The organism is Ignavibacteria bacterium (assembly GCA_017303675.1).
GTDB lineage: Bacteria > Bacteroidota > Ignavibacteria > Tepidaquicellales > OLB5 > OLB5.
Map to the genome: position 1 here is coordinate 1,143,666 of JAFLBX010000001.1, position 23,942 is coordinate 1,167,607.

Consider the following 23,942-nt stretch of genomic DNA (forward strand, 5'->3'; position numbering starts at 1 on the left):
TATCATAATGCGCAATTTCCGTGTAAAGAGTAATGTATAAAAAACTGGTATGGGTACTGGCAGTAATATTGTTAATACTTGTTGCTGACAGGCTGGTTTTTACCTCATCTGATATCAAGGTAAGCCAGGTACCCGGGGTGCTGAAAGCAAGCTTAAGCTCTGAAATGAAAATTGAGGTCTACAGGGTAAATATACTTGGCTTTAAAGTACCTTACAGTAAAATAGATGTTTATTTTGTGATTGAAGACGGCAGGAATTTAATTGAGCTTTCTGAAGCAAATGAAGAGGGCAGTGTTAAGATAAGATCAAAAGGTGTAGAAGGTGAAGCTGTATTGGGAATATATTCGGTGAAATCCGGAATGCAGATACGAAAAATTATGATAAGCGTACTTCCAAGGGATGTTGCTTATTTGAATCAGTATTAAACTATATTACCTGTTTCCTTACGGTACTTTTAGCAAAATAAAATTTATAAAAAATAATTTCCAGTAACGTAAGTAAAGCCAGTGAAAATGCGGCTTTAGTCAGGAACCTTGTCAAGCCGTCATCGGGAATAAAAAATCCTATCACAAACGCTGAAAAAGTCCACCCAACAGTAAAAATAATAATTAAAAAAATCGTACTTAAAAACGCGCTGACAGTATTTTGTTCAACATAATTTTTTGCAAATATATACACGAAAAAAACTGCGTGCGCGTAAAAAAGAATAACTTCTATCATAATTAAAAAGCCGCCTTGGAGAAAAACATCTCCTTTATGGTTTTAATGATTATTTTCATATCAAATACAATTGACCAGTGCTCAATGTAATAAATATCATATTCAATTCTTTTTTCAATTGATGTGTCACTTCCTCTTAAACCGTTAACCTGGGCCCATCCGGTAATTCCGCATTTTATGCGGTGTCTTTCAAGGTACTTGGGTATTTTTCCTTTAAACAGGTTGATAAAATATTCCCTTTCTGGCCGGGGACCTACAATGCTCATATCGCCTTTTAAAACATTTAAAAACTGGGGAAGTTCATCCAGGGAATATTTTCTCAGCATTTCGCCGATGGGAGTATATCTTGAATCTCCCTTTTTAACGTATACAGCCCCGGTGTTCTTTTCGGCATCAACAACCATTGAACGGAACTTGATCATTTCAAATTTCTTGCCTGTCATACTCAGACGTTCCTGTTTGTAAAATACCGGTCCTTTTGAGCTGAATTTTACAGCAAGCGCTAGAAATATAAACAGTGGTGAGGTAAGTATCATAACTCCCAATGCAAATGAAAAATCAAAAGCCCTTTTCAGGATCCTGTTCCAAACATTCATCGGAATACTCTTTATCTTAAGGAAGGGTATGCCGTCAATTTCCTGTACCCTAACTGAAGATGTTATTACTTCCAGGAAATCAGGTACCATAAGGAATTCAACATTTTCTCCTTCACTCGACTTCATCATTTCAAACAACTTTTCATGTTCTGTCGAAGGGATAGTAACAAGTACAGTTTCGATATTTAATTTTTGAACCAGGTCAGTAATATCATTATAAGTTCCTAATTTCATATTATCAGGAAGCATTCCGCCTGACTTCCCCTGAAATTCTTCAACGAAACCTATGATGTTAAATCCGGCATATTTATGCTTTGAAAACTTATGATAAATATCATAAGCTGTTTGATTGTTTCCGGCTAAGATAGTATCCTTTAAACCTTTGCCTTTATTGTATAATGTTTTCTCATATTTTAAAACCGCATATCTTCCAATGGTAATTAATATGATGGAAATTATCCAAACCAGAACGAATACTACCCTTGAATATGGAAATACCCTGTAGAAAAATATCAGACCGAAGGAAAATATTATGCCGAATGTGACAAGCCTGGAGATCAGGAAAAATTCATCAAATATGAATACAATCCTTTTGGGGCGGAACATTTTTCTTGATTGGAATATAAGCAGCCATACCGGCAATACTATAAGCGCCAGTATAATATATCCATTCAATGGTGGAATATCCCCGTTAAACGGAATAATATTTACAAATGGAGAAAAATAAAATCTGATATAGTAAGAAATAATAAAGGCGCCCACTATAGATAATGAATCGGATAAAATGTTTAATAAAGGTATTAAAAACTCTGTCCTTTGCGAATTTTTATTAAATTTTTGATCTATATAATTCATTTACTCCTCAAATATATATATTAGAAATTACAATTTATATGATTGAAATTTTCATTTTTTATGATTTCAGTATGTATAATGAAAACAGATATTTAGTATAAATTTAAGGTGGTCTTAAAACCAAAAGATTGAATTTTGCCAATTATAAGCATATTTCATTGAAACATTTTTTTTATTAAATTGTATAAATAATATTCAGATTTATTAATTTATTAGAAAGGGTCAAAATGACTAAATTTAAATTGTTTTTAGGGGTTTTTGCTTTAATGTTTGTTTTAGGGTTAACTTCTGAACTTAAAGCTCAGAACGGTCCCGTACTTTATTTCTGCGAAAAATACGGTTCAGGCGGCGAAGTATCCATCAGCGACAGGTTCTATACAGGTCCGGTTACTGTTATGGTAAAATGTGACTATGCTTTAGGCTTAAAAGATTGCTCTATCCAGTTTGATAAATACAATGGATACAGTTTTGATTACTATAAAAAAGTAGATTTCGACGTTTCAGCTGATATGAAATATATCTATTTTGAATCAAGTGATTTAAGAGTTGACTCTCCCGGTATCTACAGATGTTTCCTGCTTGACAGCAAGAAGAACACTGTTGCAAGCGCTCTTGTAGAATTCATACGATAACAGGCAGTTAATATTATATATAAAAAAGGGAGTTATTAACTCCCTTTTTTAATTTCTTATCTAACAGGTAACAGTACAAATATCGTCAGATCCCATAATGCATGAGATATCAAACCCGGCCAAACGGATTTATATTTTTTAAATACCCATCCCCAGAACAATCCGCAAATCAGCGCAGCCATAAAAAGCATAAAATTCATTGCTACAATATGTACTCCGCCATAAATCAACGAAGCTATAATCCATCCTTTATTCTCGCCGAATTTTTCAGCAAGTGTATCCTGTACAAAACCGCGCCAAAATATTTCTTCAGCCGGACCGATAATAAATAAAAGCAGCAGCCCTATTACAGCAGGATCAAGTAAAGATTTATTATTGTAAACGCCGATAACCTGTTTATCTGCAAACGGCAGTATAAGTTTAGATATTATATCACCTGTATAAAACACCAGGTAAAGAAGTGCTGCAGAAACAATACCTATTAATAAAAATTTTGGCTCAAAAAAATATAGCCTGTAATTAATTGCCTCACCGTTACGGTGGTTAATATATAAGCCCAGTCCTGCAAGCAGCGAAGCTGCAAACGTCATTTCAAGCCAGAAGTTGAAAGTCTTTAAAACAAACATTTCAAGCCAGAACACACAAGCCAGTAAAATCAGGAATACCAGTGGTTTAATACGTTGTGTCATTGTATAATTTAATTTTATATAATTTTAAGCAATTTTAATTAACTCCATTGATTCGCGGTAATTTGTAAGGAAGTGTTCCCTTATGGTTGAATTTTCAAAGCTCCTAAGCTGTGGGTCTTCTGAAATGATCTTAAATGCGGAATCCCGTGCTTTTTCTACCAAAGGCATATCTTTTACTAGATCTGCCGCTGTAAATTTGAGATCTCCGGATTGCCTTGTACCGAAAACCTCACCGGGTCCGCGAAGCCTCAGGTCAGTTTCAGATATCCTGAACCCGTCATTAGTTTCGGTCATTATTTTGAGCCTTTCACCGGAAATTTCTCCTGTTGTTTCAGCCATTAAAATGCAATATGATTGTTCTGCGCCCCTGCCTACCCTACCGCGAAGCTGGTGAAGCTGGGAAAGGCCGAAACGCTGAGCTTCTTCTATGAGCATAATAGTTGCATTTGGTATATCAATACCTACTTCAATAACTGTTGTTGATACCAGGATGTGCAGTTCCCTGTTTTTAAATGACTCTATAGTTTCATCAATATCCTGCCATTTCATTTTTCCGTGAACTAATCCTAATTTAAGTTCCGGAAAGATCTCCTTTTGGAGTATCCCGTAATGTTTAACAGCAGATTTCAGGTCAAGTTTTTCCGATTCTTCAATGATCGGATATACTATATAAGCCTGCCGTCCGTTATTTACCTCATCTTTGATGAACTTATATACTTTCAGCCTGTCTGTTTCACCCCGCAGCGCTGTTTTTATATCTTTCCGGTTTTTGGGCAGTTCATCAATAACTGATACATCAAGATCTCCGTAAACTGTTAATGAAAGCGTCCTTGGAATTGGCGTAGCGGTCATAACAAGCACATCAGGATTATTACCTTTTGCCTTCAGCTTTGCACGCTGCATTACCCCGAACTTATGCTGTTCATCAATTACAGTAAAGCCAAGTGATCTGAACTCAACTGAATTCTGAATCAATGCATGAGTACCAACAACAACCTGCGCTTTACCTGTTCTGATATCTTCAAGAACTTCATCACGTTGTTTCTTTTTTTGCCCGCCGGTAAGAAGAACGGCGTATAAACCGAGTTTTTCAAAATAGTTCTTTAAAGTTTTATAATGCTGTTCTGCCAGGATTTCAGTGGGGCACATAAAAGCAGATTGATACCCGTTTTCAGCAGCAACCAGAAAGCAAAAAACCGCGACTATAGTTTTTCCGCTGCCTACATCTCCCTGCAGCAATCTGTTCATTGATTTACCTGAACGCATATCTGAGAGAATTTCTTTAATTACCCTTTTTTGGGCTTCTGTCAGCTCAAAACCCAGGTGCTCCTTAAAAAGTTTTTCAAAATTACCGCCGATCTTTTCGAAATGGATTCCCTTTTCCGCGGTTTCTGCCGCTCTTTTTTTTAAAGCCATTGCAAGCTGAAGGTAAAACAATTCTTCAAAGGCAAGAGTTTGCCGGGTAAGCTCAATATCCTCTGCGGATCTGGGGTAGTGCATTCTGAGTATTGCTGAGCGGTGATCCAAAAGGTCATTGCCTATCCTTACCGGTTCACTCAATACTTCATTGATGCTCTCAGAAGAGTTTTTAAGTGCGTTAAAAATAATTTTTGTTAAAGTAAGAGGTTTTATCCAGGTTTTTTTAAGCTCTTCTGATAAAATATATACGGGAATTAAAGGATATTTCATCATTTCCTCATCACCTGCTTCAAATTTCTTGTGGTCACGCATATCAAATTTTACATTTCTTTCATATGCATTATAAACAATTTTTCCCCAGAATATATATTCATCTCCTATTTTAAATTGTTTTTCCCTGTAAAAGGTATTACCCCACATCAAGGATTCAATTTTTCCTGTATCATCTGATATTGTGATCCGTGTAGGATGGTTTGGCTTGAAGGGCAAACGTTTATCGATAATTGATCCTTTTATGATGACATTCTGATCATGCAGTTTTGCCAGGCCGCTGATATTTGTATTTATCAGGTACATTCTGGGATAAACTGATAGCAGGTCTGTTGAGTATTTCAGTCCCAGCTTTTCAAATGCTTCAGCTCGTTTAGGACCAACTCCTTTAATATAGGCTATTTCTGTCTTCTTTATCGCAGGCAAGTGTATATTATTTCTACAAATATAGCAAAATATACAAAATAATCATTCTCATTTTTTAGGTTTATGGTTATAAATTAAGATATAATTTAATTTATTTTACATATTTCTATTTCTATATTTTTGTTATTTTCGTGTTTACAATATTGAATATATGACAAAAAATAACTTTGCTTTAATTGGTGCCGGGGGATTTGTTGCTCCAAGGCATTTGCGTGCTATCAGGGATAATAATCAAAACCTGCTTGCAATTCTTGACCCAAATGATTCAGTTGGAATTATTGATTCATACTTTCCTGAAGCATCATTTTTTACTGAATTTGAGAGGTTTGACCGTCACTGTGAAAAATTAAGAAGAGACGGGGATAATAAACGTATTCATTATGTAAGTATCTGCTCTCCCAATTACCTTCATGATGCACATATAAGATTTGCTCTCAGGGCTGATGCGAATGCAATTTGCGAAAAACCGCTTGTTCTGAATCCATGGAATGCTGACGCATTAAGATCACTTGAAAAGGAAACCGGGAAGAATGTTTTTACTATTCTTCAGCTAAGGCTTCATCCTTCAATAATTGAGCTTAAGAAAAAAATTGAAGCAGCCGGCAATAAAAAGAAATATGATATAGTACTCACATATATCACACCGCGGGGTAAATGGTACCATTATTCCTGGAAAGGTGATATGCTTAAATCAGGCGGGATAGCGACTAATATTGGAATACATTTTTTTGATATGTTAACATGGATATTCGGTGACCCTAAGTCTAATATTCTTCATTATTATAAAGATGATAAAGCTGCGGGACTCCTGGAGCTTGAAAACGCAAATGTAAAGTGGTTCCTTTCGATCGATAAAAATGACCTTAAGGAAGGCGATAAAACTTTCAGATCAATTACAATGGATGGTGAAGAAATTGAATTTTCCGAAGGCTTCACGGACCTTCATACAAACAGCTATACTGAGATATTGAACGGGAATGGTTTCAGGATAGATGAAGCAATGCCATCTATTGAAGCGGTTTATGAGATCAGAACCTCTACACCAATAGGCATAAAAGGTGATTATCATCCGTTCCTGAATAAATTCAAATAGGCTGTTAAATTTAAATAGTATCCGGATATTGATTAAGTCTTTTACACAAGAAGGCTTTAAGTTGGTTTTTCAATTTTTCAAAACAGCTACAATCTCTTGATCTTTATATTCCGTTATTAGTTTTTTTCAAGATAAAAAAGGTTAAAATCTTAAAATTATATATGAATAATAAAGTAAATGAAACTGTAAAATCCCGCATTATCCCTTTGGAAGATTTTTTTAAAAATCCTGAAAATACAAACTACCTGATATCACCCAACGGAAAGTATATTTCTTATCTTGCACCTTATAACCAAAGATTAAACATTTATGTACAGGAAATAAGTACCGGTAATGTAAAAAGGCTGACCGGGGTAACTGAGCGCGATATCAGCGGGTATTTCTGGGGAAATGATAATGTGATCATTTATTTAAGGGATAATGCAGGTGATGAGAATTTTCATTTTTACTCTGTGAACATTCAAAACGGTACTAATATAGATCTTACTCCATTCGAAGGGGTGCGCGCTAATCTGATAGATGAACTTGAAGATATAGATTCTGAGATACTGATTGAAATGAATAAACGTAACCCTGAAATTTTTGATGTTTACAGACTGAATTTTGAAACAGGTGAGCTAATCATAGCAGCAGAAAACCCGGGTAATATTTCAGGCTGGGTAACCGATCATAATGGTAAAATAAGGGCTGCTATTACCACTGACGGCGTAAACACAAGCCTGCTGTACCGCGAAAATGAAAATGAATCGTGGCATACTGTCATTACCACAAATTTTAAGGAAAGCCTTACACCTTTGTTTTTCACGTTTGATAATAAATTCCTGTATGCATCCAGTAACATAGGAAGAGATAAGAATGCTGTTATAAGGTATGATATAAAAAATGCTGCAGAAGCGGAAGTCATTTACGAACATCCGGAAGTGGATGTATATACACTCACTTACAGCAGAAAAAGAAAAGTTATCACTTCTGTTATCTTCAATACCTGGAAGCGTGAAAGGGTTATTCTTGATAATGAAACCGAAAAAATGTTTAAAAGGCTGGAAAAGGATCTTGGCCAGTACGAGATATTAATTACGGATAACGATGACAATGAAGAGAAATTTATTATCCGCACATACAGTGACCGCTCACTTGGCGCTTATTATATTTTTGATAAAGCTGCTGATACTTTAACAAAAATTTCTGATGTAAGCCCATGGATTAATGAGAAAGAAATGGCTGAAATGAAGCCTGTTACATATCAAAGCAGGGATGGGTTATTGATTCACGGTTATTTATCTTTGCCCCTGGGCGCAGAACACAAAAATCTGCCTGTTGTGATCAATCCACACGGTGGACCCTGGGCGCGCGATTATTGGGGTTTTAACCCTGAAATTCAGTTTTTAGTTAACCGTGGTTACGCAGTGCTGCAGATGAACTTCAGGGGTTCAGTCGGTTTCGGCAGAAAGTTCTGGGAATGCTCATTTAAAGAGTGGGGCAAAACCATGCAGAATGATATATCTGACGGTGTTAACTGGATAGTTGAGCAGGGAATTGCAGACCCTGCGCGTATAGCAATATATGGCGGCAGTTACGGAGGATATGCAGTACTTGCCGGACTTGCTTTTACCCCTGATCTTTATGCGGCAGGAGTTGATTATGTAGGCGTGAGCAATCTTTTTACATTTATGAATTCAATCCCTGCATACTGGAAGCCATATCTTGAAATGCTGTATGTAATGGTAGGCCACCCTGAAAGAGACAAAAAATTAATGGAAGATGCCTCGCCTGTATTTCATGTGGATAAAATGAAAGCACCGCTGTTTATTGCGCAGGGAAAAATGGATCCCCGTGTAAACATTAATGAATCTGACCAGATGGTAAAAGCGTTAAAAGAACGCGGCATTGATGTACCTTACATGGTGAAGGAGAACGAAGGGCATGGCTTCCTGAACCAGGAAAACAAGTTTGATTTTTACAGGGAAATGGAAACATTTCTTGCCAAACATTTAAAAGCCTGATATAACAATTTTAAGGTTTTATTTTCTTTGCCCCTGTATCTGTAAACACATTTTAATATCTTTACTTTATAAATGGAAAATTTTCTTATATACAGGTCTTCAGCAGGCTCAGGCAAAACCTTTACACTTGTTAAGGAGTACCTTAAGCTTGTCTTAAATTCACCTGACTCTTTTAAAAATATACTTGCGGTAACCTTTACAAACAAATCAGCAGCAGAAATGAAGCAAAGGATAATATCCGCTTTGAAGGAGCTTTCCAAAGGGGAAGCTGCTTCATTGGAGAAATTACTTATATCAGAGGGTGTAAAAGGGGATATCAGGCACTCTGCTTCACGGGTCCTGCAGAACATACTTCATAAATATTCATATTTTTCGGTTTCAACTATCGATAGCTTTTTCCACCGTGTGATACGTTCATTTGCGCGTGAGCTAAGGCTGCAGCTTGGATATAATATAGAGCTTGACCAGCAGGCTGTGCTTGATAAGATAACAGATAAGCTTCTTGATGAAGCAGGTGAAAATAAAGAGCTGACAGGTTTTCTGGAAGATTTTATTTATTACAGCATAGATGATGAAAAAGGCTGGAAGATAGACTTAAAAATCAAAGAGCTTGCAAAGGAAATATTTTCTGAAAGATATTTCATTAAAACCGGCAGCCAGGGCAGCCTGTTTGAAGGTAAAGAAAAGCTGAATGAGTTTGTAAAGCTGCTTTTTGCAATTAAAAATGATTTTGAAGGCAGGATGAAAGAGATTTCTATTAAAGCCGGCGAAATAGTGGATATGTACAGCCTTACAATCGATGATTTCCCTTTTAAAAGATCCGGCTTTATGAATTTCCTTTTAAACCGTATCAATACCGGCGATGATTATGATCCTAAACAGCGGGCTAGAGACGCGGTTCAGGATATTAAAAAGTGGTATGGTAAAGGCTCAAAGCCTGCTGTTAAAGCAGCCGCTGAAGCGGGTTTATATGAGCTGCTGTGCGAAGCGGTTGCGCTTTATGATTCTGAAATAACAAAATATAATACTGCGGTACATTTAGTTAAAACTATATATGTTACGGGAATATTTAAAGACCTGCGCGACAGGCTTAAGAAATACCGTGATGAAAATAACGTGCTGCTTATTTCAGATATTAACAGCCTGCTGCTGAATGTTATTTCAGGAGAAGGGAGCCCCTTTGTTTATGAAAAGATCGGCACCTATTACAAGAATTTCCTTATCGATGAATTCCAGGATACTTCCACATTCCAGTGGCAGAATTTCTTTCCGCTGGTTGAAAATGCATTAAGCGAAGGCAACGGCTCTATGATAGTTGGCGATGTAAAGCAATCAATTTACCGCTGGCGCAACGGCAATATGAAGCTGCTGCTTGAAGATGTGAAAAATTCGCTTGGCGGCTTTGAAAGCCGCATCATGGAAAAAGACCTTGATGTAAATTATCGCAGCAAAAAGCTGATAGTTGAGTTCAATAACACCTTTTTTAAACAGGCTGCCGAAAACGTTTCACTAAATGCTGATGAGGCGTACCGGGGTATCTTTGCAAAAGCCTATATTGATTCAGCTCAGGTACCAAATGATAACTCTGATAACGGGTATATAAGCATCAGGCAGTTTGCCGGTGACCGGGAAAATGAAATTCCGGCAAATGAGTTTGCCATTGCCGATATGATAAATAATATCAAACAACAGCTTACACTTGGCTACAGGCAGCGCGATATACTGGTGCTGGTCAGGAAAAATCCTGAAGCGGTTGAAGCAGCCCATGCATTGATAGAAGCAAAGCTTAAAGTAATTTCAGGTGATTCATTGCTTTTAACAAACTCTCCCAAAGTAAGGCTGCTTGTGAATATTTTTAAGTTTATATCTGACCCGGCAAATGAAATTGCAAGGCCTGAAATCCTTTATAATTACCTGGTATATATCAAACAGTCGTTTAGTGAGCTTAACAGCCTTTTTTCAGATAAGCTCAACAGCAATAAGCTGTTTATAAGGCTGATGCCAAAAGGATTTCTTGCAGGTGAAGGCTTAAGCTTAAACAGTGAGCTTTCAGGCAAAGGAATATATGATCTGACGGAATCTCTGCTCAGAATATTCGGGCTGCTGGATTCAGCCGATGTTTATCTTTTGAGATTCCTTGATGTTATTAAAAAATACTCCGATGAAAACTCAGGTGATGTATACGGCTTTATTAACTGGTGGGAAGACCACAAGGAAGAAAATACGGTTATTGTTCCCGAAGAGGAAGATGCCATCAGAGTTATGACAATACATAAAGCCAAAGGGCTACAGGCGCCTGTTGTGTATATTCCTTTTGCCAACTGGGATTTTACCATCAACCAGCAGTCATCGCTTATGTGGGTTTCTTCCGGTAAAAAACCATTCAACAGCGCGCCGGCATATTTTGTAAAGGCAGCTTCTGCTTTAAAAGATACTTATTTTTCACACGATTACCTTGAAGAAGAAGCTTTGACAATTCTGGATAACCTTAATTTATTATATGTTGCCTTTACCCGTGCTGAAGAAAAGCTATTTGTTGGCATTCCCTTAAAAGAAAAAAAGTCATTCAATGCCGGAAGCGTTATTATTGATGCCGTTTCAGGTAACACAGAGCTGTTAAATAATTATGATGCTGAACACTCGTATTATGAAAAGGGAAATGAAAAATATTTCAGCGGCAGCTCTTCAAAATTACAAGAGAATCCTGTTTACAGGATGAAAAGGCTTATATCGGGTGATTTCACCCAAAAAATAAAAATTAAAACTGAGCTTGAAGGTTTTGAACCTGAAAAAATCAAAAGAACAAAGGAACATAAAAACCGGGGAATAGTTCTGCATAAGGCTCTTTCATATATTAAAGATTCATCTGAAGAAGAAATTTCCTCGGCTTTAAACAGGCTGCTTTTGCAGGGTTATATTACCTCAGAAAAGCTACCCGGTCTTAATAAAGAGCTTAGGGAGATAATTCTTACCGGAGAAGCTGCTGATTGGTTTAAACCCGGCAATAAAATAATGAATGAAAATGATATCATTATGCCCGGCGGCTTAATATACCGGCCGGATAAAGTTATTATAAAAAATGATACTGCATCGATCATCGATTTCAAGTCAGGCATCAGGCTTAAAGAGCATGAAAAACAATTAAAGCAGTATGGAAATGTACTGCTTGAAATGGGATATAAAAAAATAGAGATGTATCTATATTATTTAACTGAAAAGAAAATTATTACAATAGCATAAATTGAAACCGTTCCTCGAAAAATTAGCTGAAACATTATACAATAAATACGGAGATGATATATCTTCCGTTCAGCTTATATTTCCTTCACGCAGGGCGGGACTTTATTTTAAACATTACTTATCCGTTTTGATAAAAGCTCCCTTATGGTCGCCGGTTACCAGCAGTATCAGTGAGTTTATCAGAGAACATGCCCCGTGTACCGTTGCAGATGACCTTACGCTGATCTTTGAATTATACGAAATTTATAAAAAGTATAACCCTGATGTTTCCTTTGATAAGTTCTACCCCTGGGGTGAAATTATTCTCAGAGATTTTGATGAAACCGATAAAAATCTGGTTCAGGCAGGTTATTTATTCAGAATACTTAAAGAACATAAAAAAGTAGAAGAAGATTTTGATTTTAATGCGGCAGATATTGATGAATTCTACCGTTTTTGGCAAAGCTTTTCATTCAAAGAAATTAACAAGCTTGAAGATGATTTCATAAAAACGTGGGAAGTGCTGGGTAAGGTCTATACCGAATACCGAACAGCGCTTGAAAACAAAAATATATGCTATGAAGGTATGGCTTACCGGCTGCTTTATGAAAGCATTAAGAATGGCAGCTTTAAGCCTGAAAAGAAAAAATATATTTTTGCCGGCTTTAACCTGCTGAATAAATGCGAGGAAAATATTATAAGTGAGCTGCTAAAGCAGGGTATAGCAGAAACATTCTGGGATGCTGATAATTTTTATTTAAAAGATACATCCAGGGAAGCCGGAAAGTTTTTGAGGAGCAATTTTGCAAGGCTGAATATCGGTCAGCCGGATTGGAAAACCGATGACCTGACAAAATCTGCAAAAAATATCAAGATCATCGGTTCACCGCTTGAAGTATCTCAGGCTAAAATTCTTGGTAACGAGCTCTCGGCAATTCCCGCAGATAAGCTGATGAGAACAGCCGTAGTTCTGCCTGATGATACAATGCTTATCCCGGTTTTACACTCACTGCCTGAGAATGTTGAGAAAATAAATATAACAATGGGTTACTCTTTTAAAAACTCAATGTTATACAGCTTTATTGATGCTTTAAAGAATCTGCAGGCAGGCGCAAAAGGCAAAGGAAGCTCCGCAGTCTTTTACCACAGGGATGTACTTAATATCCTGCAGCATCCTTTTATCAGGAAGTTCAGCAATATTGCAGCAGGCAAAGCGGTTAATACAATAAATAAACGCAATATTGTTTACGTTTCGGGCAATATGCTGCTGAAATTATTTGATGATACCGTGGGTATAATTGCACAGATATTTAAAACTGCAGAAACATCAACAGAAGCACTGGATTATTTTAATGCAATACTTATCAGCCTGTTCAAAATTGTTACGGTTGAAAATATTAACGAAACAAATACATCAACAGGTAATAATATATATGAAGTTGAATTTTTAAATAAAGCGTATGCGGAGCTTAACCGAATAAATGACCTTCTTGCTGATTACAGCTCTGATGTAAGCCGGGATACGTTCTGGAATATTCTAATTGAATGTTTCCGAAGCATAAAGATTCCGTTTTCAGGTGAGCCGCTTGAAGGGCTTCAGGTAATGGGAATGCTGGAAACGAGGCTTCTTGATTTTGAAAATGTATTTATACTATCGGTTAATGAAGGCATCCTTCCGCCGGAGGCAGGCAGCAGCTCGTTTATACCCTATAGCCTTAAAAAAGCTTTCAGGCTGCCGGTTCCCGAAGATATAGAAGCTGACTATGCTTATTATTTTTACAGGCTGCTGCAGAAAGCTGAAAATGTTACTCTTATATATAACACCGAAACTGGCGTAATTAAAGCCGGCGAAAAAAGCCGATTTATAATGCAGGTTGTTAATGAGCTGACAGAAGAAAATAAGAATATCAAAGTTGAAGAGCTGCTGCTATCAGGTGATATTGAGCTTCCTGTAAGAAAGGAAATTTCGATCGAAAAGACAGATGAAGTAATCAAAATTTTAAAAGAACAAAAGCAGTATTCAGCTACTACAATACTTTCTTATATAAACTGCCCTTTGCAGTTCTATTTTAAAAAGGCTGCCGGACTTAAGGAAGAAGATGAGGTTGAGGAGTATTTTTCAGCTGCCGCATTCGGCAATATTTTTCACCAGGTAATGGAAGATCTTTATACCGGTGATACAGGTAAAGATGTTACTGCTGCAATGATAGATGAAAAGTTAAACCTTGCGAAAAATAATTTTGATGAACTATGGAAGGCAGCCTGCAGTAAGTATGAAGAGTATGCTGAGTTTTCTGATGTTAAGCTCGGTAAGAACCTGCTGTATAAAAGAGTGATTCAAAAGCTTGTACAAAAAGTACTGCAGGCTGATAAAGAGCAGGCACCTTTTAAAATACTGGCTTTGGAAACTGAAGCAGAAAGAGAGCTGAGCATTAAAGCAAATGGTGAAAGTTATAAGGTAAAGCTTTTTGGCAGGCTGGATAGAATTGAGCAAAAGGAAAGCATAACACGTATAGTTGACTATAAATCAGGGACTGTTGACCTTAAAAATAAACCCATAAAGATCTCTGATAATGAACATATTGATAATATGTTTGAGAACATTAAAAGAAAAGAAAATTTCCAACAGATGTTCTATGCCTCGCTTTATCTTAATACAAACAAAAACCAAAAGCTGATAATAGGGGTTTACCCGCTTAAAAAGCTTTCAGGCGGAATTTTCTGGTTTGAAGATGAGCCTATTACACCGGATAAAAAGGAGTATTTTGATTCAAAGCTCACTGCTTTATTCACAGAAATCTTCGATAAGAACACACCCTTCAGGCAGACCCGTAATGATGAACACTGCACATATTGCCCGTATAATTCACTTTGCTACCGCAATTGAGCTGTAATTGTAACAATATGTAAAGAATTAAATCAATATTAAACTTTTTCCTGTTAGATTTGTCTTATTTTCAGGAGGTAAATTTTATAAATTTATTCAAAAAAAGGACAAAAATGAACAAAAAAACCAAAATTTTAAATGTATTCTTAAGCTTAATGATCTTATTTATAGCCGGTCAAACAATAACAGCCCAGGATTTTAAAAAGGATAGAGTGAAAAAAACTCCGGAAGAAAGAGCAAGGCTTCATACAGATAAGATGACAAAAAAACTGGGACTCACCGACGACCAGGCAAAACAGGTTTATGATATTATTTATTCTCAGGCAACGCAAATGGAATCTTTAAGGAATAATTCTGAAATTACAAAAGAGGCCCGTAAAGAACAGAAGAAAGCAATATTCCAGGATACAGACAGCAAGCTTCAGGGAGTTTTTTCAAAAGACCAGACTGAAAAATGGAATAAATGGAAAGAGAAGAAAAAAGAAAAACATATGAATAAGAAAAAGGGTAAGAAACATAATAAACAGGGAAAGAAAAATAAGGAATAAAATAAATTTTATAAAAAAGCAGAGTACTACTCTGCTTTTTTATTTTCATCAATTATTTAAGCTTATCAGGTTTTCATTTTTTTCTTTTTAGCCGCGGGAAAAAGAACGTTGTTAAGTATCAACCGGTACCCGGGTGAATTTTTATGCAATGAAAGATCTGTTTTAGGGTCACCCACTGCATGCTGGTAATCTTCAGGGTCATGGCCTCCGTATAAAGTAAATGTTCCTCTTCCGTAATTTCCGTGTACATATCTCACCCAGTTTGTCCCGTCATTTTTGGCGAGTATGGTCATATTAGGCTTTATAAATTCTTCCCTGAAGCCGGATTCCTGACCAAGGTAACCTTTTATTGCAGCCGTATGGCATTGAATCAGCATTGTAGGGACGGGGTCTATTTTAGCTGAAAAATCAAATAGTGTGAAATAGTCATTATATTGCCCTGCCATAAGTTCAGCATCTGTTATATCTATATCAGAATATTCATATACATACGGATTCAGCTGTATCTGGAAATTCTGGAAGACCATACATTCGGAATAATCAAGCTTACTATTTGCATCAGGGTCAATTGGATCGCCGTCATACATAACGTCGCATATATCAGTATACTGCGAAGCAAGAGCGATATCCGGGGTAGTAGTACCTGAGCACATTGTGAACAAAAAGCCGCCGCCTGAAACATATTCCCTCAGTTTTTTTACAACAGCAAGCTTTAGCTGAGAAACTTTTGCAAATCCCAGCTTCTTTGCCATATCTTCATTTGTCTGTTTCTGTGTCATATACCATGCAGATGAACCGAATGCAGCAAAAAATTTTCCGTATTGTCCGGTAAAATCCTCGTGGTGAAGGTGTATCCAGTCATAATCCTTAAGCTTACCGTTCAAAACTTCTTCATCCCATACTTTATCATATGGAATTTCAACGTAATCTAAGGCAAGCTGAACAGCATCATCCCATGGTAACGCATTGGGTGGTACATATACCGCGATCTTAGCAACTTTTTCAAGCCTAACAAGATCCATATTATTGTTTTCATTCTGCACTTCGGCATATACCTGCGCTGCCTGTGTGCCTGAAAGAAGCTCATAGCTTACATTTTTGGCAACACATTCGCCTGCCAGCTCATTGGTGTAATCGAACATAAAAGAGCCGCCCCTGTAATTAAGAAGCCAGTCAAGCTCCTTATTTCCAAGCAAATGCCTGTAAGCAATACCGTATGCTTTTAAATGGTCAGTTTGGGAATTTACATCCATAGGTATCAGCAGCTTTTGCTGAGCAAAGCCTGTGGTTGATAGTAAAAGCAGTATTATGGTTAAAAATTTCTTCAATATAGGCAAATTATGGTAATTTATTTAAGTAATCAATGAAACAATGATTTAAAGATCAATTTAAGCGGTTTATATTAGATTAAAGGAAAAAATCCTCTAATTTGTTTCATTTTATATACAAAAAAACCGGGCAAAAATTCTGCCCGGTCAAATGAAAAGATTTCTGCTGTACTGCTTTTTTGAAGCTATTTTTTATTTACAGTTATATTTCCCGCTGATGTTGTACATTTGAATGTTTCTCCGCCGTTATTGAACTTTGCCCTGATATAAGAAGAAACATGATTTTCCTTCTGAACTTTTGCAAAATCACATGAAATTTTTCCTGCAAGTGTGCCAATATCGGCATCAGCATCAAAATCACCGGGCAGTGTTGCTGTGATATTACCGCCGAGTGTACTGATATCTATACCCAGGTTTTTACCTTCATAATCAAGCTTAATGCTTCCGCCGGCAGTAGAAGCATCTATCCGGCCGTTCTTACCGATAAGTACAATATCACCTCCGGCGGTTGAAACATCAACATTACCGTTAAATTCATCGACTGAAATTTTACCGCCTGATGTTGATACCTTTACGTCTCCGCTGGATACCGAAATTGTTACATTTCCGCCGGCTGTATAAGCTTCCAGGTTTCCGCTGGTATTATCGATCTTTATATTACCCCCTGAAGTATTCGTTTCAATTTTACCGGTTATATCTTTAACGGTAAGATTTCCGCCTGAACTGTATAGTTTCAGGTCATAGTTCTTTGGAACTGTTATTTCAACCCTGATGGTAAGATTCTTAAAATTATTTTTATCCTTTTGTTTTCCTTCAACCTTTACACCTGTTGATGTAGGTTCAGCAGAAAAAACGATCTTTTCTTCGGCTTCATCGTTGCCAAAAACCTTAACGTTTACTTCGTTTTTATCCCAGGTAGAAATTTCTATTCCGCCTGCAACTAAGCTTGTAATTAATTCCTTTCCGGATTCAGTGGGAATTGATTTTTCAAACAACAGTCTTGCATCGTCTGCAAATGTTAACTTTCCCATAAGCAATAATATTAGAAGACTTTTAAAAAATATTGAAATAATACGCATAATTTTATTATTAAAATTTATTATAACTATATATTAGATGTAGTACGATCAAAATAGGTTTAGTTCTTAAATTAAAAAAGCCGTAGTTTTAATTACGGCTTATTGGGGGGTGATTCTTATTGAAAATATAATCAAGCAGATTATATACTTTTTATGTTTACTGCTGTATTTACATATATTTAGCGGAAGCAATGTTCAATAGATCGAAGTATTTCTGTGAATATTCATCCCTGGCAGTTTTGGGAGCCCAGTAGCCTGAAAATTCTGTCCATTTAAGAGGTGCCAGGTTGTTTTGTTTTAATATTTCTGAATATTCCATAATTTCATTATTATTAGCAGGGTCTTTCCTGTAATAAAACTGGGCATTCAGATCTGCAAATTCTTCCAATGTGCAGGGCGGGTTGCCGTTGTTTTTTCTTTCAATTGCTGCTTCAAGAGCATTGTTATAATCCTGCTGCAGCGTTAGATAATTTTCCGGTTTGAATAATTCTGCGTTCCATCCGTCTTTAACCGGCTGCCATGCATCCTTTGAAATACCTTCCTTTTCCAGCGCCTGCCAGAATTCTTCTTCAGTAACTGTATCGGTAGTGGCACAGATAAGTTCTGCATATCTTTGTATTGTTATTCCGTTTATTTCCTGCATTAGTAATATTAATATTATTGATGGTATTTTATAATAATACCTGTTCTTAATCCTGCTGTTTTGCTTATAAACTCAGCTAGCCTTAAGTAATTACCTGTTAAAAATTCTTTTGCTGCCAGTTCTGAAGGTGAAAGACTGTTGACAAGCCTTTTTATTCCGCGGACTTGTTTCCATATGCCCGGGTAAATTTTATTTACTGCAAGCTTGCCTGAATTATAGTTTTTTCTGAAAATTTCTGCAGATATTTTACTCAGGCAATTGTTTATTTTATTAGTCTGTGCTGAATCAAACAGTCTCATATCAGTTACATTAACGCCGTAAATCTCGCTCCAGTTATATTTTCTCAGAACAGTACCTTGATTTAACAAAAATCCTGCTTCGTATTCTGCTGAAATGCTGCTTAAAATATAATTAATTCCGTGCCATGCTTTATCAAGTTCAAACCAGTTTTCCGGATCTGTATCCTGGATAAATCTGTAAAGCCCGTTTTGATCATCTGCAAGCTTTATACATTTATCAATCTTGTCATCCGGTATCCTGATTATATCACAGTATAAACCCATTAAAAAAAGTTTTAAGCCGGTAAATAATTCAGTTTATTTATTCCTGTTATTTTTTGCATCTTTCCAGTGAGCAACAAATACTGATGCAGTTCTTCCCATATCTGAAGGATCTGTTATCCTTTCCTGCCAACCGGAGTGTGCAGCTTCCCAGTCTGCTCTTTTGATCCCGTTTTCAGCGGCAATTTTAATGCATGCCTGCCTGTCGTTTAAAACATCATCCATATCCGCGCATAGTTCAGCATATTTTTTAATACTAATCCCTCTAATGTGTTCCATCAAATTATATATCCCGTTAATTGGTAGGGTAAATTAAATTTTTTTGTTTTTCCGTTTCTCAGCCGGCTGCCTCCGGCTGAGATTGGAAATTATTTAATGATTATAATTATTTTAATCTGCTTATTAATTTAATAATTATATTATCTCTACTTCACCGCTGCAGATAACGTCACCGTTCTTTTTAAGGCAGCTGACCTTATATTTTCCCTTATCTTTGAATTCAACATCATCAAAGTGGATATAATCCCAGCTTGGCTGCACAGTGAAAGGAAATGTATCAACAGCTTTGCCGGTTGCAGCATCAGTTACGTTGATATCTACTTCCTTTTCTCCTATCGGATTCTGGAGCTTAACCATAACTGTGATCTTTCCTGCTTTGAACTTGGTATCTTCGCCGATCTCTTTGGTAACATATCTTTCACAGAAATACAGCCTGTCTCCTGAAAATTTATCTGTGATCTGCTGGATCTGTTTTATCCTGCCGCAGCCTGAAAATACAACAAGTACTGCAAATAAAAGTAAAGCTAATTTTGTGAATCTCATTTTTTGAATTCCTCCTGTATTGTTTAAATATTTTTATACAACCAGTACCTGTGAAGTATTTGCCGGGTTGTATTTTATGTTAATTTTATCTCCTACTCTGGGGATGGCAATTTTTGATACTGCTGTTTCTGATGTTGTTTCAAAAGCAGGACCGAACTGCGGGGTTATCCTTAATTTCATTCTGACAACCGGATTGAAGTTTATTAAAGCGCCGGTATCTTCGATGCTTAATACTTCAGCGGTTCCGCCCATACCTGTCTGGTTCAGGTTGCTGGTATCTGTATAATTTTTTGCCATGTTTAAGGAAGCATTGGTCTGGTCAACAAAATCCTGACCCATGAATGTTTTTGTTAAAAAGCCTGTTACCCCTGAATTAATTGCTTTATCTGCGTTTTCAATAGCTTTTTTGGGGTCTTTTTCGATTTTTTTTCCGAATCCGAACATTTTGTAAATCCTTTCTGATTTTTGTTTGTAAATTTTACTTGTTACAAAAATACTTCTGAATAGTAAGCAATACAAAGAAATGATTTTATATTTGTTTATCTTTTGTTTCCTGCACTGTTTTGATCAGAATAATAACGCCACCCTAAACTATTGTATATTATAGATTAAAACTTGGAAATTTATACTTTATTGTTTTAGTACCCGATTTTTCGAAAGATTTTTACGATTGTTTTCAAAAATTGCAGTTAATAACTATCGTGGTAAAAAATCAGTAATTGAACGAAAATTTAACAAAATTGAAAGTTAGCATTATTTAAATAAAGCATTTTTTTTGATTCAGTGAACTTTGCTGTTTCAATCCTGTATTAATATACCTCTGAAGACAGGTATAACATTAAGTAGTTTATTAAAGTCTGCCCGGACATGATCAGCGATACCTTCAGGGCTTCCTATTACGGGCTAAGCAATATCATCATAGAAAAGTGATCATTTTATTTTACATACAAATATATTCTCAAATTTTACAGTGAACAAAGAAAGGATTTATTTATTGTTGTCAGGTTTTTATCTAAATTTTCTGTTTAAATTTTGCGGATAATCATTAAGACAATTATAAATAATGTATATAGCATAGGAATGAGAATTTATATTGTTCACAAATTCTTGTTTTAGAATAGTATTTTAAGATGTTTTTAAAAATGCGGGTTTTTTTAAGTTAAATATTTTTAAAAACGGTAATTATTGTCGTAAAAATGCGTTTTATATGGTTAAAAAGTATCATATATTGTTTTAATTTTCCGAATAAAAATATATGATTAGTTCTACGCTTCTGGGAATTCTCAGTAAATTTTCTGTAAAGGAATTCAAAGAATTCGGTGAATTCGTGAAGTCTCCGTTTTTCAATAAAAATATTCATGTAAAACATCTTTACGAATATCTGAAAAAGTTTTATCCGGAATTCAAAGATAAAAACCTTGATAAACAAATTGTATTTGAAAAACTTTTTGGGGATAAAGAATACAATGACGGTTTTTTAAGAACGGTTATTTATAATCTGGGAAAGCTGGCTGAAGATTACCTGGCATATATTAATTTCAGAAAGGATGATCTGAACAGGGGACTGAACCTTTTAAAAGAGCTGAATGAAAGAAAACTTGAAAAGGTTTTTCTAAAGTACTACAATGAAATTGAAGAGGATATAAATTCTATAACTTTTCATGACCCCGATTATTTCTTCAAAAAGTATGAGCTCCAGAACCAGAAAGAGATCTATATGGACTGGACAAAGTTCAAACAAAAAGATTTTAAGAATTATACGACTAATACCGTTACATATATTGATGATGAGTTAACCAGTTATTACCTTTCCAAAGCCCTTAATCATTACCGTTTTATGCTTGATAAGAACATGTATGAGCAAATTGAACACAATTTTGATTTTATTGAGCATATAATGGATTACCTTTTAACCAAAGATAATTATTTCAGGGAAAAGCTGAAGATAAAACTTCATCTTTATGAAGTTTTACTGATAAAAGAAAAGAAAGAAGAACATTTTGAGATCTTAAAAGATATCTTTTATACCAGCTTTAACAACCTTTCCAGAAGCGATCTTTACAGCCTGCATAATATACTGCAAAGCTACTGCGTGTATATGGGCTATAATAATAAGCCGGGGTATATTCAAACCCGTTTTGAGCTGTATAAAATTTGTATTGAACAAAAACTTTATGCGGCAGCCGAACATATTTATTTTGATGATCTTATGTTCGGGAATATAGTCAGTACTGCACTGGCAGTATCTGAATTTAAGTGGGCAGAAGATTTTATTGAGGAGTATAAATCAATGCTTTCACCCGAAAATACAGATGTAGTGATAAACTATTCCTATTCAAGGCTGCATTTCAGCAAAGGCGATTATGAAAAGGCTCTATTGTTTATTAACAGCATCCGCACCATAAAGCACATACAGTATAAGCTTCCCGTTAGGGATCTTACTCTGAAAATTTATTATGAGCTGGGCATGCTGGTGCAATCTGCTTACCAGATTGATTCTTACAGGCATTTTTTGAATAATAATAAAATGTCACTTTCCGATGAAAGGTTTGCCAGAATTCTGAACTTTCTGAAGTTTTACACGCGCCTGGTTAAGATAAAAGAAAAAAATTCATCAAAAGACCTTTTAAAATTACAGGAGGATATAGAAAGCACTCCAAATACCCTTGAAAGATCATGGCTGATAAATAAAACAGGAGAAATATTAAATTGAACCGAAGCAGTCTCATAGAAGCATTCAGAACATTTTCGCAAAAAGAAATGAAGGAGTTTTCGGAATTCGTATCTTCTCCATTTTTTAATAAAAACGTTAATGTTGTAAAGCTGTTCGAGTTGATCAAAAAAAATTACCCGGATTTTGAGCCGGTTAAAATAGAAAAAGAAAAAGTATTTTCAAAGCTTTTTCCGGGGAAGCCGTTTAAAGACAGTACTCTAAGGTTATTGATGTACTATTTATATGAGCTTGTTGAAAAATTCCTGGCTTATAACAGATTCTGTGAAGATAAGTTCAGGCAAAAAGATATTTTGCTTGAAGAATTGTTCTCAAGAAAGTTATTTAAAGATTACGAGAAGTTAATCGATGCAGCAAATGAGGACCTGGACGCATTTAATGTTCACGATAATAATTATTTCAGGAACCGGTACCTGTTCGCTGAGCATAAACTCAACTATCTTGCTGAAATTTACATGGGTAAATATGAAAAGTATCTTACTAAAGATAATATCCAGCTTTTCAGCGATAATATCACGAATTTTTACCTCGTAAGTGTATTGAAATATTATGCCATCACCCTGAACACGGTTTATTTATATAATGTAAAAGTTGATACATCGGTTCTTGAAAATATTCTTGTAAATTTTAATATTCATCAGTTTGAAAGTGTTCCCTTGATAATTATATACTACAGGGTAATAATGCTGTTCATTAAACCCGAAGATGAAGAGAACTATCATAAGCTGAAAGAGCTGGTTATAAAACATGAAAATGAGATAGGTGATTCCATTGGTGATCTTTATATCAATATGGAAAATTATTGTGTAAGGTGTTTAAGAATGGGTAAGCAGGAGTATCTTGACGAATCATTTACAATTTATGAGCTTGAACTAAAAAAGAATACATACAAAAATCACGGTTACATGCCGAATTCTTTTTTTTCAAGTATGGTGGTAACTGCTTCAAAACTAAAACGATTTGAATGGCTCAGAAATTTTATTAAGGATCATAAAGATGAGATTCATGAATCTTCGAGGGAAGCATATTATTACTACGGGATGGCTTATCTTGAAAATGAAGAAGGAAATTATGAAAAAGCGCTTGAATACCTGGCCAAAAGCAAGCCTGAAGAAGTATATCTTAAAATGGACCTTAGAATCCTGCAGTCAAGGATATATTACGGATTAAACTGGACACTGCCGCTTCAATCTTTGCTTGATACTTTTAAAAAGACTGTGCAGAATAATAAATTTATGACTGATATGAGAAAAACTCAATATCACAAATTTATTAAATATACCAATTACTTAAATAATATCAGGTATAAAGAAGATAAGCCGGCAGCTCTTGAGCTTTTATACGAACTTGAACGGGATGAATATTTTGCTTATAAACTATGGATAGTTGAAGAAGTGAAGAAATTAACTGAATAAAACAGAT

General features: G+C 35.7%; 20 protein-coding genes. 9 read left to right on the forward strand and 11 right to left on the reverse strand.

Features of this window, described 5'->3' with window-relative positions; genetic code table 11:
• The first annotated feature begins 32 nt into the window (after positions 1 to 32).
• Positions 33 to 425 (forward strand): hypothetical protein, encoded by a 393-nt coding sequence (locus J0M37_05240; protein MBN8584480.1) that lies wholly within the window; start codon positions 33 to 35, stop codon positions 423 to 425.
• Position 426: 1 nt separating this feature from the next.
• Here the strand turns inward: J0M37_05240 and J0M37_05245 are convergent, their stop codons facing one another.
• Both J0M37_05245 and J0M37_05250 read right to left on the reverse strand, forming a co-directional pair.
• Positions 427 to 720 carry a hypothetical protein gene (locus tag J0M37_05245; GenBank protein ID MBN8584481.1) on the reverse strand — a complete coding sequence of 98 codons (294 nt, stop codon included), beginning with the start codon at positions 718 to 720 and terminating at the stop codon, positions 427 to 429.
• A gap of 2 nt (positions 721 to 722) precedes the next feature.
• A complete protein-coding gene (locus J0M37_05250; GenBank protein MBN8584482.1) occupies positions 723 to 2,078 on the reverse strand; it encodes an undecaprenyl-phosphate glucose phosphotransferase in 1,356 nt (451 codons plus the stop codon).
• Between the two features lie 320 nt (positions 2,079 to 2,398).
• Between J0M37_05250 and J0M37_05255 the strand changes: the two genes are divergently transcribed.
• Positions 2,399 to 2,803 (forward strand): hypothetical protein, encoded by a 405-nt coding sequence (locus J0M37_05255; protein MBN8584483.1) that lies wholly within the window; start codon positions 2,399 to 2,401, stop codon positions 2,801 to 2,803.
• A gap of 56 nt (positions 2,804 to 2,859) precedes the next feature.
• Here the strand turns inward: J0M37_05255 and J0M37_05260 are convergent, their stop codons facing one another.
• Both J0M37_05260 and recG read right to left on the reverse strand, forming a co-directional pair.
• Entirely contained in the window at positions 2,860 to 3,492 is a 633-nt protein-coding gene (locus J0M37_05260; GenBank protein ID MBN8584484.1) for a CPBP family intramembrane metalloprotease, read from the reverse strand.
• Positions 3,493 to 3,516: 24 nt separating this feature from the next.
• Positions 3,517 to 5,607: an ATP-dependent DNA helicase RecG gene (recG, locus tag J0M37_05265; GenBank protein MBN8584485.1), complete on the reverse strand. Its 2,091-nt coding sequence runs from the start codon at positions 5,605 to 5,607 to the stop codon at positions 3,517 to 3,519.
• Positions 5,608 to 5,758: 151 nt separating this feature from the next.
• Here recG and J0M37_05270 point away from each other — a divergent pair, with 151 nt between their 5' ends.
• The 5 genes from J0M37_05270 to J0M37_05290 all read left to right on the forward strand — a co-directional run bounded on the left by J0M37_05270 (position 5,759) and on the right by J0M37_05290 (position 15,357).
• The gene (locus J0M37_05270) at positions 5,759 to 6,700 is read left to right on the forward strand and encodes a Gfo/Idh/MocA family oxidoreductase (protein MBN8584486.1); all 942 of its coding nucleotides are present in this window, start codon (positions 5,759 to 5,761) and stop codon (positions 6,698 to 6,700) included.
• 161 nt (positions 6,701 to 6,861) lie between these two features.
• Positions 6,862 to 8,703 carry a S9 family peptidase gene (locus tag J0M37_05275; protein ID MBN8584487.1) on the forward strand — a complete coding sequence of 614 codons (1,842 nt, stop codon included), beginning with the start codon at positions 6,862 to 6,864 and terminating at the stop codon, positions 8,701 to 8,703.
• Positions 8,704 to 8,775: 72 nt separating this feature from the next.
• Positions 8,776 to 11,943, forward strand: coding sequence for a UvrD-helicase domain-containing protein (locus J0M37_05280; protein ID MBN8584488.1), 3,168 nt, complete (start codon positions 8,776 to 8,778; stop codon positions 11,941 to 11,943).
• Position 11,944: 1 nt separating this feature from the next.
• Entirely contained in the window at positions 11,945 to 14,809 is a 2,865-nt protein-coding gene (locus tag J0M37_05285; protein MBN8584489.1) for a PD-(D/E)XK nuclease family protein, read from the forward strand.
• 113 nt (positions 14,810 to 14,922) lie between these two features.
• Entirely contained in the window at positions 14,923 to 15,357 is a 435-nt protein-coding gene (locus tag J0M37_05290; protein MBN8584490.1) for a hypothetical protein, read from the forward strand.
• A 65-nt stretch (positions 15,358 to 15,422) separates the two neighbouring features.
• On the opposite strand, the gene J0M37_05295 is transcribed toward J0M37_05290, so the two are convergent.
• The 7 genes from J0M37_05295 to J0M37_05325 form a co-directional block, all read right to left on the reverse strand.
• Positions 15,423 to 16,685, reverse strand: coding sequence for an asparagine synthetase B (locus J0M37_05295; protein ID MBN8584491.1), 1,263 nt, complete (start codon positions 16,683 to 16,685; stop codon positions 15,423 to 15,425).
• A 185-nt stretch (positions 16,686 to 16,870) separates the two neighbouring features.
• Positions 16,871 to 17,716, reverse strand: a complete 846-nt coding sequence (locus tag J0M37_05300) for a DUF4097 family beta strand repeat protein (GenBank protein ID MBN8584492.1) — start codon at positions 17,714 to 17,716, stop codon at positions 16,871 to 16,873.
• A gap of 217 nt (positions 17,717 to 17,933) precedes the next feature.
• A complete protein-coding gene (locus J0M37_05305) occupies positions 17,934 to 18,407 on the reverse strand; it encodes a hypothetical protein (protein MBN8584493.1) in 474 nt (157 codons plus the stop codon).
• A gap of 14 nt (positions 18,408 to 18,421) precedes the next feature.
• On the reverse strand, positions 18,422 to 18,970 hold the full coding sequence (locus tag J0M37_05310; GenBank protein MBN8584494.1) for a DUF1877 family protein: 549 nt from the start codon (positions 18,968 to 18,970) through the stop codon (positions 18,422 to 18,424).
• 33 nt (positions 18,971 to 19,003) lie between these two features.
• A complete protein-coding gene (locus J0M37_05315; GenBank protein ID MBN8584495.1) occupies positions 19,004 to 19,246 on the reverse strand; it encodes a hypothetical protein in 243 nt (80 codons plus the stop codon).
• 135 nt (positions 19,247 to 19,381) lie between these two features.
• A complete protein-coding gene (locus J0M37_05320; GenBank protein MBN8584496.1) occupies positions 19,382 to 19,789 on the reverse strand; it encodes a hypothetical protein in 408 nt (135 codons plus the stop codon).
• Between the two features lie 33 nt (positions 19,790 to 19,822).
• Positions 19,823 to 20,233: a hypothetical protein gene (locus J0M37_05325; protein ID MBN8584497.1), complete on the reverse strand. Its 411-nt coding sequence runs from the start codon at positions 20,231 to 20,233 to the stop codon at positions 19,823 to 19,825.
• A gap of 811 nt (positions 20,234 to 21,044) precedes the next feature.
• Between J0M37_05325 and J0M37_05330 the strand changes: the two genes are divergently transcribed.
• Positions 21,045 to 22,502 (forward strand): hypothetical protein, encoded by a 1,458-nt coding sequence (locus tag J0M37_05330; GenBank protein ID MBN8584498.1) that lies wholly within the window; start codon positions 21,045 to 21,047, stop codon positions 22,500 to 22,502.
• The gene (locus tag J0M37_05335) at positions 22,499 to 23,935 is read left to right on the forward strand and encodes a hypothetical protein (GenBank protein ID MBN8584499.1); all 1,437 of its coding nucleotides are present in this window, start codon (positions 22,499 to 22,501) and stop codon (positions 23,933 to 23,935) included. The genes J0M37_05330 and J0M37_05335 overlap by 4 nt, the downstream gene beginning before the upstream one ends.
• Positions 23,936 to 23,942 lie beyond the last annotated feature (7 nt).

Excerpts from the sequence above, each read along its gene's own strand:
- J0M37_05240 (MBN8584480.1), top strand. The coding sequence starts at position 33 with ATGTATAAAAAACTGGTATGGGTACTGGCAGTAATATTGTTAATACTT.
- J0M37_05245 (MBN8584481.1), bottom strand. The coding sequence starts at position 720 with ATGATAGAAGTTATTCTTTTTTACGCGCACGCAGTTTTTTTCGTGTAT.
- J0M37_05255 (MBN8584483.1), top strand. The coding sequence starts at position 2,399 with ATGACTAAATTTAAATTGTTTTTAGGGGTTTTTGCTTTAATGTTTGTT.
- J0M37_05260 (MBN8584484.1), bottom strand. The coding sequence starts at position 3,492 with ATGACACAACGTATTAAACCACTGGTATTCCTGATTTTACTGGCTTGT.
- J0M37_05270 (MBN8584486.1), top strand. The coding sequence starts at position 5,759 with ATGACAAAAAATAACTTTGCTTTAATTGGTGCCGGGGGATTTGTTGCT.
- J0M37_05275 (MBN8584487.1), top strand. The coding sequence starts at position 6,862 with ATGAATAATAAAGTAAATGAAACTGTAAAATCCCGCATTATCCCTTTG.
- J0M37_05280 (MBN8584488.1), top strand. The coding sequence starts at position 8,776 with ATGGAAAATTTTCTTATATACAGGTCTTCAGCAGGCTCAGGCAAAACC.
- J0M37_05290 (MBN8584490.1), top strand. The coding sequence starts at position 14,923 with ATGAACAAAAAAACCAAAATTTTAAATGTATTCTTAAGCTTAATGATC.
- J0M37_05300 (MBN8584492.1), bottom strand. The coding sequence starts at position 17,716 with ATGGGAAAGTTAACATTTGCAGACGATGCAAGACTGTTGTTTGAAAAA.
- J0M37_05305 (MBN8584493.1), bottom strand. The coding sequence starts at position 18,407 with ATGCAGGAAATAAACGGAATAACAATACAAAGATATGCAGAACTTATC.
- J0M37_05310 (MBN8584494.1), bottom strand. The coding sequence starts at position 18,970 with ATGGGTTTATACTGTGATATAATCAGGATACCGGATGACAAGATTGAT.
- J0M37_05315 (MBN8584495.1), bottom strand. The coding sequence starts at position 19,246 with ATGGAACACATTAGAGGGATTAGTATTAAAAAATATGCTGAACTATGC.
- J0M37_05320 (MBN8584496.1), bottom strand. The coding sequence starts at position 19,789 with ATGAGATTCACAAAATTAGCTTTACTTTTATTTGCAGTACTTGTTGTA.
- J0M37_05325 (MBN8584497.1), bottom strand. The coding sequence starts at position 20,233 with ATGTTCGGATTCGGAAAAAAAATCGAAAAAGACCCCAAAAAAGCTATT.
- J0M37_05330 (MBN8584498.1), top strand. The coding sequence starts at position 21,045 with ATGATTAGTTCTACGCTTCTGGGAATTCTCAGTAAATTTTCTGTAAAG.